The 15,438-nt window shown below is 69.5% G+C and carries 16 protein-coding genes; 15 read left to right on the top strand and 1 reads right to left on the bottom strand.

Features of this window, described 5'->3' with window-relative positions; genetic code table 11:
* Positions 1 to 42: 42 nt before the first annotated feature.
* The 7 genes from ABTV91_RS08525 to recO all read left to right on the top strand — a co-directional run bounded on the left by ABTV91_RS08525 (position 43) and on the right by recO (position 7,278).
* The gene (locus tag ABTV91_RS08525; RefSeq protein ID WP_433851041.1) at positions 43 to 1,569 is read left to right on the top strand and encodes a DegQ family serine endoprotease; all 1,527 of its coding nucleotides are present in this window, start codon (positions 43 to 45) and stop codon (positions 1,567 to 1,569) included.
* A 153-nt stretch (positions 1,570 to 1,722) separates the two neighbouring features.
* Positions 1,723 to 3,516 carry a translation elongation factor 4 gene (gene lepA / locus ABTV91_RS08530; protein WP_433854154.1) on the top strand — a complete coding sequence of 598 codons (1,794 nt, stop codon included), beginning with the start codon at positions 1,723 to 1,725 and terminating at the stop codon, positions 3,514 to 3,516.
* A gap of 107 nt (positions 3,517 to 3,623) precedes the next feature.
* Positions 3,624 to 4,442 carry a signal peptidase I gene (lepB, locus tag ABTV91_RS08535; protein WP_433851042.1) on the top strand — a complete coding sequence of 273 codons (819 nt, stop codon included), beginning with the start codon at positions 3,624 to 3,626 and terminating at the stop codon, positions 4,440 to 4,442.
* A gap of 26 nt (positions 4,443 to 4,468) precedes the next feature.
* Positions 4,469 to 4,837, top strand: coding sequence for a DUF4845 domain-containing protein (locus ABTV91_RS08540; RefSeq protein ID WP_153192527.1), 369 nt, complete (start codon positions 4,469 to 4,471; stop codon positions 4,835 to 4,837).
* Positions 4,830 to 5,504 carry a ribonuclease III gene (gene rnc, locus ABTV91_RS08545; protein WP_433851043.1) on the top strand — a complete coding sequence of 225 codons (675 nt, stop codon included), beginning with the start codon at positions 4,830 to 4,832 and terminating at the stop codon, positions 5,502 to 5,504. Before ABTV91_RS08540 ends, rnc begins: the two co-directional genes overlap by 8 nt.
* Positions 5,501 to 6,397 carry a GTPase Era gene (gene era / locus ABTV91_RS08550; protein WP_433851044.1) on the top strand — a complete coding sequence of 299 codons (897 nt, stop codon included), beginning with the start codon at positions 5,501 to 5,503 and terminating at the stop codon, positions 6,395 to 6,397. The genes rnc and era overlap by 4 nt, the downstream gene beginning before the upstream one ends.
* Before the next feature lie 155 nt (positions 6,398 to 6,552).
* On the top strand, positions 6,553 to 7,278 hold the full coding sequence (gene recO, locus ABTV91_RS08555) for a DNA repair protein RecO (RefSeq protein WP_433851045.1): 726 nt from the start codon (positions 6,553 to 6,555) through the stop codon (positions 7,276 to 7,278).
* A gap of 104 nt (positions 7,279 to 7,382) precedes the next feature.
* Here recO and ABTV91_RS08560 read toward each other — a convergent pair whose 3' ends face one another.
* Positions 7,383 to 8,102: an Hpt domain-containing response regulator gene (locus ABTV91_RS08560; protein WP_433851046.1), complete on the bottom strand. Its 720-nt coding sequence runs from the start codon at positions 8,100 to 8,102 to the stop codon at positions 7,383 to 7,385.
* A 126-nt stretch (positions 8,103 to 8,228) separates the two neighbouring features.
* On the opposite strand from ABTV91_RS08560, the gene rlmD reads away from it, so the two are divergent.
* The 8 genes from rlmD to ABTV91_RS08600 all read left to right on the top strand — a co-directional run bounded on the left by rlmD (position 8,229) and on the right by ABTV91_RS08600 (position 15,438).
* On the top strand, positions 8,229 to 9,566 hold the full coding sequence (gene rlmD, locus ABTV91_RS08565; protein ID WP_433851047.1) for a 23S rRNA (uracil(1939)-C(5))-methyltransferase RlmD: 1,338 nt from the start codon (positions 8,229 to 8,231) through the stop codon (positions 9,564 to 9,566).
* Positions 9,567 to 9,728: 162 nt separating this feature from the next.
* On the top strand, positions 9,729 to 10,232 hold the full coding sequence (locus ABTV91_RS08570) for a CYTH domain-containing protein (RefSeq protein WP_433851048.1): 504 nt from the start codon (positions 9,729 to 9,731) through the stop codon (positions 10,230 to 10,232).
* Between the two features lie 24 nt (positions 10,233 to 10,256).
* Entirely contained in the window at positions 10,257 to 10,949 is a 693-nt protein-coding gene (locus ABTV91_RS08575) for a DsbA family oxidoreductase (RefSeq protein WP_433851049.1), read from the top strand.
* A gap of 54 nt (positions 10,950 to 11,003) precedes the next feature.
* Positions 11,004 to 12,011 (top strand): beta-N-acetylhexosaminidase, encoded by a 1,008-nt coding sequence (gene nagZ / locus ABTV91_RS08580; RefSeq protein ID WP_433851050.1) that lies wholly within the window; start codon positions 11,004 to 11,006, stop codon positions 12,009 to 12,011.
* Positions 12,011 to 12,562: a hypoxanthine-guanine phosphoribosyltransferase gene (locus tag ABTV91_RS08585; protein WP_433851051.1), complete on the top strand. Its 552-nt coding sequence runs from the start codon at positions 12,011 to 12,013 to the stop codon at positions 12,560 to 12,562. Before nagZ ends, ABTV91_RS08585 begins: the two co-directional genes overlap by 1 nt.
* Positions 12,563 to 12,929: 367 nt before the next feature.
* Positions 12,930 to 13,688 carry an S-methyl-5'-thioinosine phosphorylase gene (locus ABTV91_RS08590; RefSeq protein ID WP_433851052.1) on the top strand — a complete coding sequence of 253 codons (759 nt, stop codon included), beginning with the start codon at positions 12,930 to 12,932 and terminating at the stop codon, positions 13,686 to 13,688.
* Between the two features lie 90 nt (positions 13,689 to 13,778).
* On the top strand, positions 13,779 to 13,985 hold the full coding sequence (cspE, locus tag ABTV91_RS08595) for a transcription antiterminator/RNA stability regulator CspE (RefSeq protein WP_057506519.1): 207 nt from the start codon (positions 13,779 to 13,781) through the stop codon (positions 13,983 to 13,985).
* Positions 13,986 to 14,208: 223 nt separating this feature from the next.
* Complete coding sequence (locus tag ABTV91_RS08600; RefSeq protein ID WP_433851053.1) at positions 14,209 to 15,438, top strand: FAD-dependent oxidoreductase; 1,230 nt, start codon at positions 14,209 to 14,211, stop codon at positions 15,436 to 15,438.

The raw sequence follows: 15,438 nt of genomic DNA on the forward strand, positions 1-15,438 counted from the left end.
CGGAAGGTGTTTCCTACTCTTTCAATCGGAGGCTCGATCCTGATGACCCACCGTACCTACCCGCGACTGTTTGGCACCCGGCTGTTCGGCCTGCTGGCGATGACCCTGCCGCTGGCCGCCTGCGCCCAGAGCAGCGCACCCGTCGCGCCTGCCGAGCAGGCGGTGGCCGCCCGCCCCGCCGCGCCGGCGCCGCAGCTGGTCAGCGGCCTGCCCGATTTCACCCAGCTGGTGGACCAGGTCGGGCCGGGCGTAGTGAACGTCGAGACCGTCATCGGCCCGCGCCGCGATCCGCGCATGGCCGCCCGGCGTCCGGACATGGACCAGTTGCCGGATTTCTTCCGCCGTTTCTTCGGCCCCGATTTCCAGATGCCCGGCGACGCGCCGGACAACGGCCCGCGCGGCCGCGGCATGGGCTCGGGCTTCATCATTTCCGGCGACGGCTACGTGCTGACCAACCACCACGTGATCGACGGCGCCGAGACGGTCAAGGTCAAGCTCAGCGATCGCCGCGAGTTCGACGCCAAGGTCGTCGGCAGCGACCAGCAATACGACGTGGCGCTGCTGAAGATCGACGCCAAGGGCCTGCCGACCGTGCGCGTGGGCGATTCCAATACGCTCAAGCCCGGCCAGTGGGTGGTGGCGATCGGCTCGCCGTTCGGCCTGGACCACTCGGTCACCGCCGGCATCGTCAGCGCCACCGGCCGCAGCAACCCGTACGCCGAGCAGCGCTACGTGCCGTTCATCCAGACCGACGTGGCGATCAACCAGGGCAATTCCGGCGGCCCGCTGCTCAATACCCGCGGCGAGGTGGTCGGCATCAACTCGCAGATCTTCTCCGCCTCCGGCGGCTACATGGGCATCAGCTTCGCCATCCCGATCGACCTGGCGATGAGCGCGGTGGAGCAGATCAAGAAGACCGGCAAGGTCAGTCGCGGGCAGCTGGGCGTCATGGTCGGCGCGGTAACCGCCGACATCGCCCAGGGCTTCAAGTTGCCCGACAGCCGGGGTGCGCTGGTCAACCAGATGGTCGAGGATTCGGCCGCGGCCAAGGCGGGCGTGCAGCTGGGCGACGTGATCCGCTCGGTCAATGGCACCGAGATCGCGGCCTCCAGCGACCTGCCGCCGCTGATCGGCGCCATGCCGCCGGGCAGCAAGGTCCGACTGGGCATCCTGCGCGACGGCAAGCAGCGCGAGATCACCGTGACCCTGACCGAGCTGGCCGAGGACGCGGCGCGTCCGGGCAACGCGCCGACCACGGCCGAGGACAAGCCGCAGGCCGGCGCCAATGCCCTGCTGGGGCTGGAAGTGGCAGACCTGACGGCCGCCGAGCGGCGTCAGCTGGGCTTGGATGCCGGCGAGGGCGTGCGCATCGCCGCTGTGAACAGCCAGGCCGCGCGCGAGGCACGGCTGTCGCCGGGCATGGTGGTGCTACAGGTCGGCCGCACCCCGGTCGGCAGCGTGGCCGCGCTCAACCGCGAGCTGGCCGGCTACAAGAAGGGCGACGTGGTGATGCTGCTGGTGCGCGCGGGCGGCAACAGCGCCTTCGTCGCGGTCCGGGCTGGCGGCTGAACCCGGTCTTCATCAGGCTGTACGCAGGGGCCGCCTTGGGGCGGCTCCTGCCGTTCTGGCCCCTGCCTGTGCGGGCCGCCCGCCGGGCGTGCGATAATGCCGCGTTATCCTGACGACGCGACGCGCCGCCGCCACCTTATGTCTGCCGATCCGATGCGGAACATCCGCAATTTCTCCATCATCGCCCACGTCGACCATGGCAAGTCCACCCTGGCCGACCGCATCATCCAGATCTGCGGCGGCCTGACCGCGCGCGAAATGGAAGCGCAGGTCCTGGACAACAACCCGATCGAGCGCGAGCGTGGCATCACCATCAAGGCGCAGTCGGTGTCGTTGCCGTACACCGCGCGCAATGGCGAAACCTACTACCTGAACTTCATCGACACCCCCGGCCACGTCGACTTCTCCTATGAAGTCAGCCGCTCGCTGGCCGCCTGCGAGGGCGCGCTGCTGGTGGTGGACGCGGCGCAGGGCGTGGAAGCCCAGTCGGTGGCCAACTGCTACACCGCGGTCGAGATGGGCCTGGAAGTGGTGCCGGTGCTGAACAAGATCGACCTGCCCACCGCCGACACCGAGCGCGCCAAGGCCGAGATCGAGGCGGTGATCGGCATCGACGCCACCGACGCGGTGCCGGTATCGGCCAAGACCGGCCTGAACGTGGAAGAGGTGCTGGAGGCCATCGTGCACCGCATCCCGCCGCCGGCCCCGCGCGAAACCGACAAGCTGCAGGCGCTGATCATCGACTCCTGGTTCGACAACTACCTGGGCGTGGTCTCGCTGGTGCGCGTGATGCAGGGCGAGGTCAAGACCGGCGACAAGCTGCTGGTCATGTCCACCGGCCGCAACCACCAGGTCGACGCGGTGGGCGTGTTCACGCCCAAGCGCAAGGTCACCGGCAAGCTGTCGGCGGGCGAGGTGGGCTGGATCACCGCGTCGATCAAGGACGTGCACGGCGCGCCGGTCGGCGACACCCTGACCCTGGCGGCCGACCCGGCGCCGGCGCCGCTGCCCGGTTTCCAGGAAATGCAGCCGCGCGTGTTCGCCGGCCTGTTCCCGGTCGACGCCGAGGACTACCCGGACCTGCGCGAGGCGCTGGACAAGCTGCGCCTGAACGACGCCGCGCTGCGCTTCGAGCCGGAAAGCTCCGAGGCGATGGGCTTCGGCTTCCGCTGCGGCTTCCTCGGCATGCTGCACATGGAGATCGTGCAGGAGCGCCTGGAGCGCGAGTACGACCTGGACCTGATCAGCACCGCGCCGACGGTGGTCTACGAGGTGCTCAAGAGCGACGGCTCCATCGTGATGATGGACAACCCGGCCAAGCTGCCGCCGGTGAACCAGGTCGAGGAGATCCGCGAGCCGATCATCCGCGCCAACGTGCTCACCCCCGAGGAGTACATCGGCAACATCATCAAGCTGTGCGAGGAAAAGCGCGGCACCCAGATCGGCATCAACTACCTGGGCAGCCAGGTGCAGATCAGCTACGAGCTGCCGATGGCCGAGGTGGTGCTGGACTTCTTCGACAAGCTCAAGTCGGTCAGCCGCGGCTACGCCTCGCTGGACTACCACTTCGTGCGTTTCGAGGCCGGCCCGTTCGTGCGCGTGGACGTGCTGATCAACGGCGACAAGGTCGATGCCCTGTCGCTGATCGTGCACCGCAGCCATGCCGACCGCCGCGGCCGCGAGCTGTGCGAGAAGATGAAGGACCTGATCCCGCGGCAGATGTTCGACGTCGCCATCCAGGCCGCCGTCGGCTCCCAGATCATCGCCCGCACCACGGTCAAGGCCATGCGCAAGAACGTGCTGGCCAAGTGCTATGGTGGCGACGTTTCGCGCAAGAAGAAGCTGCTGGAGAAGCAGAAGGAAGGCAAGAAGCGCATGAAGCAGGTGGGTCGCGTGGAGATCCCGCAGGAAGCCTTCCTGGCCGTGCTGCAGATGGACAATAAATAAGAGGTCAGGGGCCGGAGGCCGGGGGCCGGGGAAAACAGAAGCAATGCCTTCGCTTTTCCCCGGTCTCTGGTCTCCGGCCCCTGGCCCCCGCACTCAAGGATTCTGGAATGAAATGGTTTGAAATCGCCCTGGTGGTGCTGACCCTGGGTTCGGGCCTGGTGCTGCTGCTGGACAAACTGTTCCTGGCCCGGCGCCGCGCGACCAAGGGCGGCCTGCTGGACAGCGAGGAGCCGGCGCTCGTCGACTACTCGCGCGCCTTCTTCCCGGTGCTGGCGGTGGTGCTGGTGCTGCGCAGCTTCATCGCCGAGCCGTACAAGATCCCGTCCAGCTCGATGATGCCCAACCTGCTGATCGGCGATTTCATCCTGGTCAACAAGTTCGCCTACGGCATCCGCCTGCCGATCACCAACACCAAGGTGATCCCGACCGGCGAACCGAAGCGCGGCGACGTGGTGGTGTTCCAGTTCCCGGGCCATCCGGAGATGCCGGGCGACCCGCAGCGCGGCGAGAACTTCATCAAGCGTGTCATCGGCCTGCCGGGCGACCGCATCGGCTTCCATGGCGACACCCTGTCGATCAACGGCCAGCCGCTGGCCTACGAGGTCAAGGGCGAATACGTGGGCAAGGGCCGCGGCGCGGAGATGAACGGCGCCAGCCTGCTCAGCGAGGCGCTGCCGGGCCGCACCCACACCGTGCTGGAATACCTGGGCCGCGCCAATCCGGCCGGGCAGGGCGACTGGGAAGTGCCCCAGGGCCAGTACCTGGTGATGGGCGACAACCGCGACAACAGCGACGACGGCCGCTTCTGGGGCTTCCTGCCGGAGCAGAACCTGCGCGGCAAGGCGTTCCTGATCTGGCTCAACTGCAGCGGCTGGTTCTGCAAGGACGGCTTCGAGCCGTCGCGGATCGGCTCGGGCATCCAGTAACGTAGGCGCAACCTGGGGAGAACGCTATGAATCGCAAGCAAGGTGGCATGACGCTGACGTCGTTCCTGATGGTGTTGGCCGTGGCGGGTTTCGCCGTGTACATCGGCATGAAGCTGTTCCCGATGTACCAGGAGTTCTATGCGGTCAAGACCTCGATGAAGGCCCTGGCCAAGGAGCCGGGCAGCGCCGATCCGGTCAAGGCGCAGGAGCTGTTCTTCAAGCGCATGGACATGAATTACTCCGACAGCGTCAAGCGCGAGAACATCAAGTTCGACCGCATCGACGGCGGCGTGCGCATGAACGTGAGTTACGAAGTGCGCCGCCCGCTGGTCGGCAACCTCGACATCGTCGGCCGCTTCGAGAACTCCCAGGAACTGACGTCGCACGGTGAGTAGGACGGTGACGCGGGGTGACCGCATCGGCCACCCGTTCCGGGACCCGGGGCTGCTGCGGCAGGCCCTGACCCATCGCAGCGCGGGCGCGCCGCACAACGAGCGCCTGGAGTTCCTGGGCGACAGCATCGTCAACCTGCTTGTCGCCGAGGCGCTGTTCGCGCGCTGGCCCAAGGCCGACGAGGGCGCGTTGACCCGGGCGCGGGCGTCGCTGGTGTGCGAAAGCGCGCTGGCCGCCATGGCCCGCGCCCTGGAACTGGGCGAGCGCCTGACCCTGGGGCCGGGCGAGATGAAGTCCGGCGGCCACCGCCGCGATTCGATCCTGGCCGACGCCTTCGAGGCGGTGGTGGCGGCGATCTACCTGGACGCCGGTTTCGAGGCCTGCCGCGCGCGGGTGCTGCCCTGGTTCGACGCGCCGATGGCCGCGGTGCCGGTCGGCAAACCCGAAAAAGACCCCAAGACCCGCCTGCAGGAATGGCTGCAGGCGCGGCAGAAACCCCTGCCGGTCTATGAACTGGTATCGGAAACCGGCGATGACCATGCCCGGCATTTCCGGGTACGCTGCCGCCTGACCGACCCGGACCTCACCACCGAGGGCGAAGGCAGCTCCCGGCGGCTGGCCGAACAACAGGCGGCTGCGGCCGCGATCGAGCAACTGGATTCCAAGTGAACGACACCACCTTCCACCGCTGTGGCAGCGTCGCCGTCATCGGCCGCCCCAACGTCGGCAAATCGACCCTGACCAACGCCCTGGTGGGCGCCAAGGTCAGCATCGTCTCCAACCGGCCGCAGACCACGCGCCACCGCCTGCTGGGCATCGCCACCTTCCCGGAAGGCCAGCTGGTGCTGGTCGATACCCCCGGGCTGCACCGCCAGCAGAAGCGGGCCATGAACCGGGTGATGAACCGCGCCGCGCGCGGCTCGCTGGAAGGCGTGGACGCCGGCCTGCTGGTGATCGAGGCCGGGCGCTGGGACGAGGAAGACACCCTGGCCTTCAACGTGCTGCGCGATGCCGGCATCCCGGTGGTGCTGGTGGTCAACAAGGTCGACCGGCTGAAGGACAAGGGCGCGCTGCTGCCGTTCCTGCAGGAAATCACCGAAGGCCGCGACTTCGCCGGCGTGCACCCGATCTCGGCGCAGAAGCGCAACGGCCTGGAAGCGCTGGTGCGCGACGTGCTCACGCTGCTGCCGGAAGCCCCGCCGATGTTCGGCGAGGACGAGATCACCGACCGCAGCCAGCGTTTCCTGGCCGGCGAACTGGTGCGCGAGCAGCTGATGCGCCAGTTGGGCGAGGAACTGCCGTATGCCACCACGGTGGAGATCGAGCGCTTCGCCGAGGACGGCAACCTGCTGCGCATCGGCGCGGTGATCTGGGTCGAGCGCGAGGGCCAGAAGGCCATCGTGATCGGCAAGGGCGGCGCGCGCCTGAAGGAAATCGGCGCCAAGGCCCGCCTGCAGATGGAACGCCTGTTCGGCGCCAAGGTCTTCCTGGAAACCTGGGTGCGCGTGCGCGAAGGCTGGTCGGACGACGAGGCCGCGCTCAAGGCTTTCGGTTACGAATAAAGCGCCGGCCGCACCGGTTCCGTAGAAGCGACTTCAGTCGCGAAGAAGCTTTCCCGAGGATGCGCAGGTCAAGGGGAAAACCCCTTTGCGACTGAAGTCGCTCCTACGACATGCCGAACGCGGAAAGCGAACGAGGCGAGCGGAGCATCTTTCCCATGCGCATCGACGACGAACCCGCCTACGTCCTGCATGCGCGCCCCTGGCGCGAGACCAGCCTGCTGGTCGAAGCGCTGACGCGCGGGCATGGCCGCATCGGCCTGCTGGCGCGCGGCGTGCACGGGCCGAAGAAGCAGGCCCTGCGTGCGGCGCTGCAGCCGCTGCAGTCGATCCGCCTGGACGCGGTGATGGCCGGCGAACTGGCGCAGCTGCGCCGCGCCGAGAGCCAGGACGCGGCGCCGCGCCTGCACGGCCAGGCGATGCTGGCCGCCTTCTACATCAACGAACTGGTGCTGCGGCTGGCGCCGCGCCATGATCCCTTGCCCGAACTGCACCACGCCTACGGGCAGGTGCGCGGGCGGCTGGCCGAGGCGGACGGGCTGGCGTGGGCGCTGCGCCGCTTCGAACGCGACCTGCTCGACGCGCTGGGGTTCGGCTTCGACTGGACCAGTGCCGCGGACGGGCAGCCGATCGACCCGGCGGCGCGCTACCGGCTGGACCCGCAGGAAGGGCCGCTGCGCCTGCTCAGCGAGCGCAACGCCGCCGAACGTCGCGGCCTGGCCACCGGCGCGGCCCTGCTGGCGCTGGGCGAGGACCGCATGCCCGACGCCGCCGACCTGGCCAGCCTGCGGCCGCAGATGCGCGCGGTACTGCTGCACCACCTGGGCGGGCGCGGGCTCAAGTCGTGGGAGATGCTGGGGGATTTGAAAGCCAGGAACGAGTGAAGAGGAACGAGGAACTAGAGAAGGCAAGAGCGGGGAAGCCGACTGCCGTTGCTCTCTCGTTCCTCGTTCCTCTTCACTCGTTCCTGGCTTCAATGTTCCTGGCTTCAATGCAGTAGCGCGCTCACCGCCGCATCGAACTGGCGCCGGGCCATGTCCGATTCCGGCGCCTGGTGCAGCTGCCGCACCGCGCGGCCGAGCCGCGAGGCGCCGACGAAACCGCAGCTGGCCTGCAGGCGGTGCAACTGCGTGCGCAGCGCGCCGTCGTCGTGCTGCCGCAGCGCCACCGAGACGGCATCGCGGGCGACCGGCAGTTCGGACAGGAACAGTTCGCGCAGCGCGACGACATGGGCCTGCTGGCCGTTGAGCGCGCTCAGCGCCGCGTTCTCGTCCCAGTCCGGCGTGGCCGGTTCCTCGCCCGCCGCCGGCGCCTCGGCGCCGCGGCCCCGGCCGAGGCAGCCGCGCACGGCGTCGAACAGGTCGGCGCGGGTCATGGGCTTGACCAGGAACCGCTCGAAACCGGCGTCGCGCAGCGCCTGGCGCATGCCCGCGCCGTTGTCCGCGGTGTGGGCCAGGGCAGGGACGCCGGCGTGCAGCGCGCGCAGGCGCTGCAGCAGTTCCTGGCCGGTGCCGTCGGGAAGATTGGCGTCTATCAGCCACAGGTCGTGGCGCGTCGCGCCGGCCATCTGCAGCGCCTGCGCGACCGAGGCGGCGACATCGACCGTGGCCGGCAGCGCTTCCAGTGCGGTACGGAAAAAGCCCTGGCTGGTCGCGTCGTCCTCGACCAGCAACAGGCGCGGCGGGTTCGCCCGTGCGTGCGTATTCATCTGCTGCCTCCATGTCAGCCGTGTGGGGCATGATTGGCGATGTGGCGTGGCCGCGCAAGCGGCGGAAGTCAGGCCGATGTGCATCTGCGACAATGGCGCCCCCTTTTGCCCGCAGCCGTCCGCCACGTGGCCCGATCCAGATCCCGCATAGACAAGACCCCGTTCCAGACCGACATCCTCGACCTCAGCCACGACGGCCGCGGCGTCGCCCGCCGTGAAGGCGAGGGCGGCAAGGTGACCTTCGTGGCCGGCGCGCTGCCTGGCGAGACGGTGATGGCCGAGCAGACCGGCAAGAGCCGCCACTTCGACGAAGCGCGGACGGTGGAAGTGCTCACCGCCTCGCCGCACCGCGTGCAGCCGCGCTGCCCGCATTTCGGCGTCTGCGCCGGCTGCGTGCTGCAGCACCTGGAGGAAGGCCAGCAGATCGTGGCCAAGCAACAGGTGCTGATGGACAACCTGACCCGCATCGGCCACGTCAGCCCGGGCACGGTGCTGCCGCCGCTGGTCGGCGATAACTGGGGCTACCGGCGCAAGGGCCGCTTCTCGGTGCGGCGCGTCGAGAAGAAGGACAAGACCCTGGTGGGGTTCCGCGAGCAGGATCCGCGCTTCGTCGCCGATCTGTCGCAGTGCCTGACCGTGATCCCCGAAATCGGCACCAAGGTATCGGCGCTGTCGGCCTTCATCGAGGGCCTGGAAGGCAAGCGCGACATCCCGCAGATCGAGTTCATCGGCGGCGATGCCGCCATCGCCCTGACCGTGCGCCACCTGCAGCCGCTGTCCGACGCCGACCAGCAGGCGTGGACGGCGTTCGGCCAGGAACATGGCTTCGCCATCTACCTGCAGCCCGGCGGCCTGGAATCGGTGCGTCCGCTGTGGCCGGCCGAGGGCGTGCCGCTGTCGTTCGCGCTGCCGCAGTGGAACGTGGAGCTGGCGTTCCGCCCGCTCGACTTCATCCAGGTCAACGCCAAGCTCAATCAGCAGATGATCGCGCACGCGCTGGCCCTGCTGGACGCGCAGCCGGACGAACGCGTGCTCGACCTGTTCTGCGGCCTGGGCAACTTCACCCTGCCGCTGGCGTGCACCGTGCGCGAGGTGGTGGGCGTGGAAGGCGAGGCCGGGCTGGTGGCGCGGGCGAAGGAGAACGCGCAGCGCAACGGCCTGGACAACGCGCAGTTCTTCGCCGCCGACCTCACCCAGGACCAGCGCAACGCGCCGTGGATGCGGCAGGGCTTCGACAAGCTGCTGCTCGACCCGCCGCGTTCGGGCGCCATCGACGTGCTGCAGCAGCTGCCGCTCAAGCAGTTCAAGCGCATCGTCTACGTCAGCTGCCACCCGGGCTCGCTGGCGCGCGACGCCGGCTACCTGGTCAACGAGCAGGGCTTCACCCTGGTGTCGGCCGGCGCGATGGACATGTTCCCGCATACCGCGCACGTGGAAAGCATCGCGGTGTTCGAAAAGAAATGAGATACGCGCACATGGATGCGCACCGCTCTTGCGAGGGATTCGCACTAAGTGAAATCCGCGCACATGGATGTGCGCTGCCCTTGCGAGGGATTCGCACCAGTGAGATACGCGCACAGGAATGTGCGCAACATGTGCGGCGGACCCGCATCAACGAGGTTGTGAATGGGCATCGAGATCGAGCGCAAGTTCCTGGTCACCCATGACGGCTGGCGCGCCGCCGCGCACGCGGTCGTCCCGATGGCGCAGGGCTACATCAACGACATGGCGGCGATGGACAGCGGCGCGCAGAAGGCCTCGGTGCGCGTGCGCATCCAGGGCGACGCGGCGTACCTGAACATCAAGTCGCGCGAGCTGGGCCACACCCGCCAGGAGTTCGATTACCCGGTGCCGGTGGCCGAGGCGCGCGAACTGCTGGCCTTGTGCGTCGGCGGCCTGGTCGACAAGCGCCGCCACCTGGTCAACCACGGCGGCCTGCTGTGGGAAGTGGACGAGTTCCTCGGCGACAACGCCGGGCTGGTGGTGGCCGAGGTCGAACTGGAAAGCGCCGACCAGCCGTTCGACAGGCCTGACTGGGCCGGCGCCGAGGTGACCGACGAGCCGCGCTACTACAACCTCGCGCTGGCCTCGCACCCCTATACGCGATGGAGCGCCGCCGAGCGCGCCTGAGCCCCACGAGAAGAAGGAATCCCCATGCGCATCGACATCTGGTCCGACGTGGTCTGCCCCTGGTGCTGGATCGGCAAGCACCGCTTCCAGCGCGCGCTGGCGCTGATGGGCGACAAGGCGCCGCAGGTGGAGGTGCGCTGGCATCCGTTCCTGCTCGATCCCGATGCCGGCACCACGCCGGTGCCGCTGCGGCAGGCCTATGCGGCCAAGTTCGGCGGCGCCGAGCGTACCGAACAGATGCTGGCCCAGACCCAGTCCGCCGCCCGTGCCGAAGGCCTGCCGATGGATTTCGACCGTGGCCAGGTCCGTGTCACCACGCTGCCGGCGCACCGCCTGCTGTGGCTGGCCGGGCGCGAGGGCGTGCAGGAGCAGGTCGGCGAGGCGTTGTTCCGCGCGCACTTCGAGCACGGCCGCAATCTCGCCGACCCGCAGGTGCTGGCCGAGGCGGCCGCCGCCGGCGGCATCCCGGCCGCGCGCGTGGAGGCCCTGCTGGCCTCGGACGAAGGCCTGGCCGAGGTCCGCGCCGGGCTGGGCCAGGCGCAGGCGCTGGGCATCCAGTCGGTGCCGACCTTCGTCATCAACGGCCGCTACGCCGTGCAGGGCGCGCAGCCGCCGGAAGTGTTCGCCCAGGTGCTGGAGAAGGTCGCGGCCGAACAGGCCCCGGCCGCCGCCGGCCCGGATGAACAGGCCTGCGGACCGGATGGCTGCCAACTCTGACGCGATGGCCGCCATCTGCGACAATGCCCGGCTTGGCTGTATGGGAATCCGCACATGCTTCTGATCGGCGTCGCCGGCACCGAACTGACCGCCCAGGAACGCGACTGGCTGCAGCATGACGCCGTGGCCGGCGTGGTGCTGTTCAAGCGCAATTTCGCCTCGCGCGCGCAGGTGGTCGAACTGACCGCCGCGATCCGCGCCGCCACCGCCCGCCCGCTGCTGCTCGCGGTGGACCAGGAAGGCGGGCGCGTGCAGCGCTTCCGCGAGGGCTTCACCGACCTGCCGCCGCTGGACGGCTTCGGCCGGCTGCATGCCACCGATCCGGACGCCGCGCTGGCGCTGGCCGAGCAGCACGCCTGGCTGATGGCCAGCGAGATCCGCGCCAGCGGCCTGGACCTGAGCTTCGCGCCGGTGGTGGACCTGGGGCGCGGCAACCTGGCCATCGGCAACCGCGCCTTCGCCGAGGACCCGCAGGTCGTCGCGGCGCTGGCCCAGGCCTATGTGCGCGGCATGCACGGTGCCGGCATGGCCGCCACGCTCAAGCACTTCCCCGGCCACGGCACGGTGCGCGAGGACACCCACGTCGACACCGCCGTCGATCCGCGCCCGCTGCACGAGCTGGAAACGCAGGATCTGCTACCGTTCCGCGCCGGTATCCAGGCCGGGGCCGATGCGGTGATGATGGCCCACGTCGTCTACCCGCAGGTCGCGCCGGAACCGGCCGGCTACTCGCCGCGCTGGATCAACCAGATCCTGCGGGAGCAGATGGGCTTCCGCGGCGTGGTGTTCTCCGACGACATCGGCATGGCGGCCTCGTTCGCCGCCGGTGGCGTCAAGGCCCGGGTCGATGCCCACCTGGATGCCGGCTGCGACGTGGTGCTGGTCTGCCACCCGGAGCTGGTCGAAGAATCGCTGCAGGCCGTGGCCGGCCGCAGCCTCAACACCGCCGCGCTGCTGGGCCTGATCGCCCACGGCGCCATGGGCTGGGGCGGCCTGCTGGCCGACGCCCGCCACGGCGATACCCAAACCCGTCTGCTCGAAACTCTCGGAAGAACCGCCTGATGTCCAAACTCACTCTCGAACAAGCCGTGGCCCAGGCCGACCTGCTGGTCGACCGCCCCGCCATCGACCAGGCCATCGCCGGCATCGCCGACGCCATCGCGCGCGACTACAGGGGCGAGGTGCCGGTGTTCCTGTCGATCATGAACGGCGCGCTGCCGTTCGCCGGCCAGCTCGCGCTGGAACTGGGCGCGCGCGGCCAGGACGCGCAGTTCGACTACATGCAGGCCTCGCGCTACCACGGCGAGAGCGGCGGCGAACTGGTCTGGAAGCACCGCCCGGTGTCGGCGCTGTTCGGCCGCCGCGTGCTGCTGGTGGACGACATCCTCGATGAGGGCTTCACCCTGCAGGGCGTGCGCGAGTGGTGCCTGGAGCAGGGCGCCACCGACGTGCGCATCGCCGTGCTGGCGGTCAAGAAGCACGACCGCTGCCTGCCTGACGTGCAGGCCGACTACGCCGGCATCGAACTGCCGGACCGCTTCGTGTTCGGTTTCGGCATGGACGTCAGCGAATCGCTGCGCCCGCTGCCGGCCATCTATGCGATGAAGCAGTAAGCAGGCGTGTCGGCCATCGGCCGGCACGCGCCATCGCTTCGCGCTGTCGCCCCACGGTCAGCATTGCAGGCCGCGGGCCCCGTCTCTCGCTTGCCACACCCCGCGTCTGCGGCGCGCCCCCTGACTCCGGGGAACGCGCCATCGCTTCGCGCTGTCGCCCCACGGTCTGCATTGCAGACCATGGGCCCCGTCTCTCGCCTGCCATACCCCGCGCCTTCGGCGCGCCCCCTGACTCAGGGGGGGCTTCTCCAGCCGCGATCCGGCAAGATGGTGGGCATGGGGTGGGTGCCGATGGCCGTTGGTCGGTACGATGACGGAACGGCAGGCCGTGCCGCGCTTGATTGCGAAAACAGATCAGGAAACAACGATGGGCAATATCGAACTGGCCGTGATCGGCGGCACCGGTGTCTACAGGCTGGCCGCGCTGGACGACGTCCAGTCCCATGACGTCCAGACCCGCTACGGCGCGCCGTCCGGCCCGGTGCGCGTGGGCCTGCTGGACGGCCAGCGCGTGGCCTTCCTCGCACGCCACGGCGAAGGCCATTCGATCCCGCCGCACAAGGTCAACTACCGGGCCAATCTGGCTGCGCTCAAGCAACTGGGCGCCACCCGCGTGCTCGCGCTCAACACCGTCGGCGGTATCACCGACGATCTCGGTCCGCGCGTGTTGGCCTGCCCGGACCAGCTGATCGACTACACCTGGGGCCGGATCTCGACGCTGTGCGAGGAAGAGGGCAGCGAGGTGCTGCACGTGGATTTCGGCCATCCCTACACGCCGTCGCTGCGCGCGCAGGTGCTGGCCGCGGCGCGCGCGCGCGGCGTCGCCGTGCATGACGGCGGCTGCTACGGCGCCACGCAGGGGCCGCGCCTGGAGACCATCGCCGAGATCGCGCGCATGCGCCGCGACGGCTGCGACCTGGTCGGCATGACCGGCATGCCCGAAGCCGGGCTGGCGCGCGAACTGGGGCTGGAATACGCCTGCCTGGCCATCGTCGCCAACTGGGCGGCGGGCTGCGGCGACGCGGCCGAGATCACGATGGAAGAGGTGCTGGACAACGTCGCCGCCGCCTCGGCGGGGCTGCCCGAGCTGGTGGGGGCACTGGTGGGCGGATTGGCCCGGGGGTGATTGTCATCCCGGCCCAAGCTTTGCATACTCCGCCAGTACGCTTCATTCAGCGTGCATCAATCCATTCATCGAACAAGGTCTCGCATCACCATGCCGAACGGTACCGTCAAGTGGTTCAACGACGCCAAGGGATTTGGCTTCATCTCACCGGAGGACGGCAGCGCCGATGTCTTCGCGCACTTCTCCGCGATCAATTCCAAGGGCTTCCGCAGCCTGCAGGAAGGACAGCGCGTCAGCTATGACGTGACCCAGGGCCCGAAGGGCGCACAGGCTTCCAATATCACGCCGGCCGAGTGATCCACGCGGCCGTGCCGAAAGAACCCCGCTGCGGCGGGGTTTTTTTTGTTGCCGCCATCCCTGGCGGCAACCCTTCAGGCCATCGACAGGCGATGTCGAAAACCGCTCCCGGCGGGTTTTGGTGGTCGCCTCTCCAGGACCGCAGCGTTGGGCGCGTCGACGGGCGATGGCGCGCGCCGCCCGCGATGGCTCGGCCAGCGCGGCCGCATCCGCAGGAAACGCTATGAGCAAGCCACTGGACATCGCCATCGTCGGCTACGGCACCGCTGGCCAGTCGCTGGCCGTGCTGCTGTCGCGCGACGGCCACCGCGTGCAGGTATTCGAACGCGCCGCGCGCCCCGGGCCGGTGGGCGCGGGCTTCCTGCTGCAGCCCAGCGGGCTGCAGGTGCTGTGGCGCATGGGGCTGCTGCCGCAGGTGCTGGCGCATGGCGCGGTGGTGCGGCGGCTGTACGGCGAGACGCCGTGCGGCCGCGCGGTGATGGACATGCGCTACGCCGGCCTGGATGCGCGCCTGCACGGCGTGGGCATGCAGCGCGGCGCGCTGTTCTCGCTGCTGGACGCGGCGTGGGAGCCGGGCGACGCCCTGCACGTGGACAGCGGCATCGTCGCCATCGACGACGACCTGCGGCGGGTGCGCGACCAGCACGGGCGCTGGCACGGGCCGTTCGATCTGGTGATCGCCACCGACGGCGCCGCGTCCGGCCTGCGCGCGCAGGTGCGCGGCACGCGGCTGGACCGCGTCTATCCGTGGGGCGCGCTGTGGTGCCTGCTGCCGGCCGGCGACTGGGCTTTCGCCGACGAGCTGCGCCAGCGCTACGTCGCCGCGCGCAAGATGATCGGCCTGCTGCCGGTGGGCACGCGGCCGGGCGACGCGGTGCCGCGCCTGAGCTTTTTCTGGAGCCTGCCGCGCGACGGCTTCGAGGCGTGGGAGCGCGCCGGACTGGAGCCCTGGCTCGACGAGATCGCGCAGCTGTGGCCGCAGGCGCGGCAACGGCTGCAGGGCATCACCCTGCACACGCAGCTGGCGCGCGCCAGCTATCGCGACGCGGTGATGGAGCGCTGGTACCGCGGCCGGCTGGTGCTGGCGGGCGACGCGGCGCATTCGATGAGCCCGCAGCTGGGACAGGGCGTGAACATGGCGCTGCTCGATGCGCTGGCCCTGCGCGACGCACTGCGCGGGGACGCCGGTGTCGACGCCGCGCTGGCGCGCTACCAGGCCGCGCGCCAGGCACACGTGCGCCTGTACCAGTTCTGGAGCCGCTGGCTGACGCCGATATTCCAGTCCGAGCGCGACTGGATCGCGCACGCGCGCGACCTGCTGTTCAAGCCGATGGGCCGCCTGCCGGGCGGGCGCGGGCACATGCTGCGCGTGCTCAGCGGCACCCAGCTGGGCGTGTTCGGCAAACTGCCGCTGCACGACGATTTCATCCGCGCGCTGGCCGGCGCGGACTGA

This window comes from Stenotrophomonas nitritireducens (genome assembly GCF_050984405.1).
In the GTDB taxonomy this organism is placed as follows: Bacteria; Pseudomonadota; Gammaproteobacteria; order Xanthomonadales; family Xanthomonadaceae; genus Stenotrophomonas; species Stenotrophomonas nitritireducens_B.

What these genes read in the sequence shown, in the direction of transcription:
- ABTV91_RS08575 (WP_433851049.1), top strand. Translation starts at nt 10,257, where the DNA reads ATGCGCATCGACATCTGGTCCGACGTGGTCTGCCCCTGGTGCTGGATC.
- cspE (WP_057506519.1), top strand. Translation starts at nt 13,779, where the DNA reads ATGCCGAACGGTACCGTCAAGTGGTTCAACGACGCCAAGGGATTTGGC.
- ABTV91_RS08590 (WP_433851052.1), top strand. Translation starts at nt 12,930, where the DNA reads ATGGGCAATATCGAACTGGCCGTGATCGGCGGCACCGGTGTCTACAGG.
- ABTV91_RS08585 (WP_433851051.1), top strand. Translation starts at nt 12,011, where the DNA reads ATGTCCAAACTCACTCTCGAACAAGCCGTGGCCCAGGCCGACCTGCTG.
- lepA (WP_433854154.1), top strand. Translation starts at nt 1,723, where the DNA reads ATGCGGAACATCCGCAATTTCTCCATCATCGCCCACGTCGACCATGGC.
- ABTV91_RS08525 (WP_433851041.1), top strand. Translation starts at nt 43, where the DNA reads ATGACCCACCGTACCTACCCGCGACTGTTTGGCACCCGGCTGTTCGGC.
- ABTV91_RS08570 (WP_433851048.1), top strand. Translation starts at nt 9,729, where the DNA reads ATGGGCATCGAGATCGAGCGCAAGTTCCTGGTCACCCATGACGGCTGG.
- nagZ (WP_433851050.1), top strand. Translation starts at nt 11,004, where the DNA reads ATGCTTCTGATCGGCGTCGCCGGCACCGAACTGACCGCCCAGGAACGC.
- lepB (WP_433851042.1), top strand. Translation starts at nt 3,624, where the DNA reads ATGAAATGGTTTGAAATCGCCCTGGTGGTGCTGACCCTGGGTTCGGGC.
- ABTV91_RS08600 (WP_433851053.1), top strand. Translation starts at nt 14,209, where the DNA reads ATGAGCAAGCCACTGGACATCGCCATCGTCGGCTACGGCACCGCTGGC.
- ABTV91_RS08560 (WP_433851046.1), bottom strand. Translation starts at nt 8,102, where the DNA reads ATGAATACGCACGCACGGGCGAACCCGCCGCGCCTGTTGCTGGTCGAG.
- recO (WP_433851045.1), top strand. Translation starts at nt 6,553, where the DNA reads ATGCGCATCGACGACGAACCCGCCTACGTCCTGCATGCGCGCCCCTGG.
- ABTV91_RS08540 (WP_153192527.1), top strand. Translation starts at nt 4,469, where the DNA reads ATGAATCGCAAGCAAGGTGGCATGACGCTGACGTCGTTCCTGATGGTG.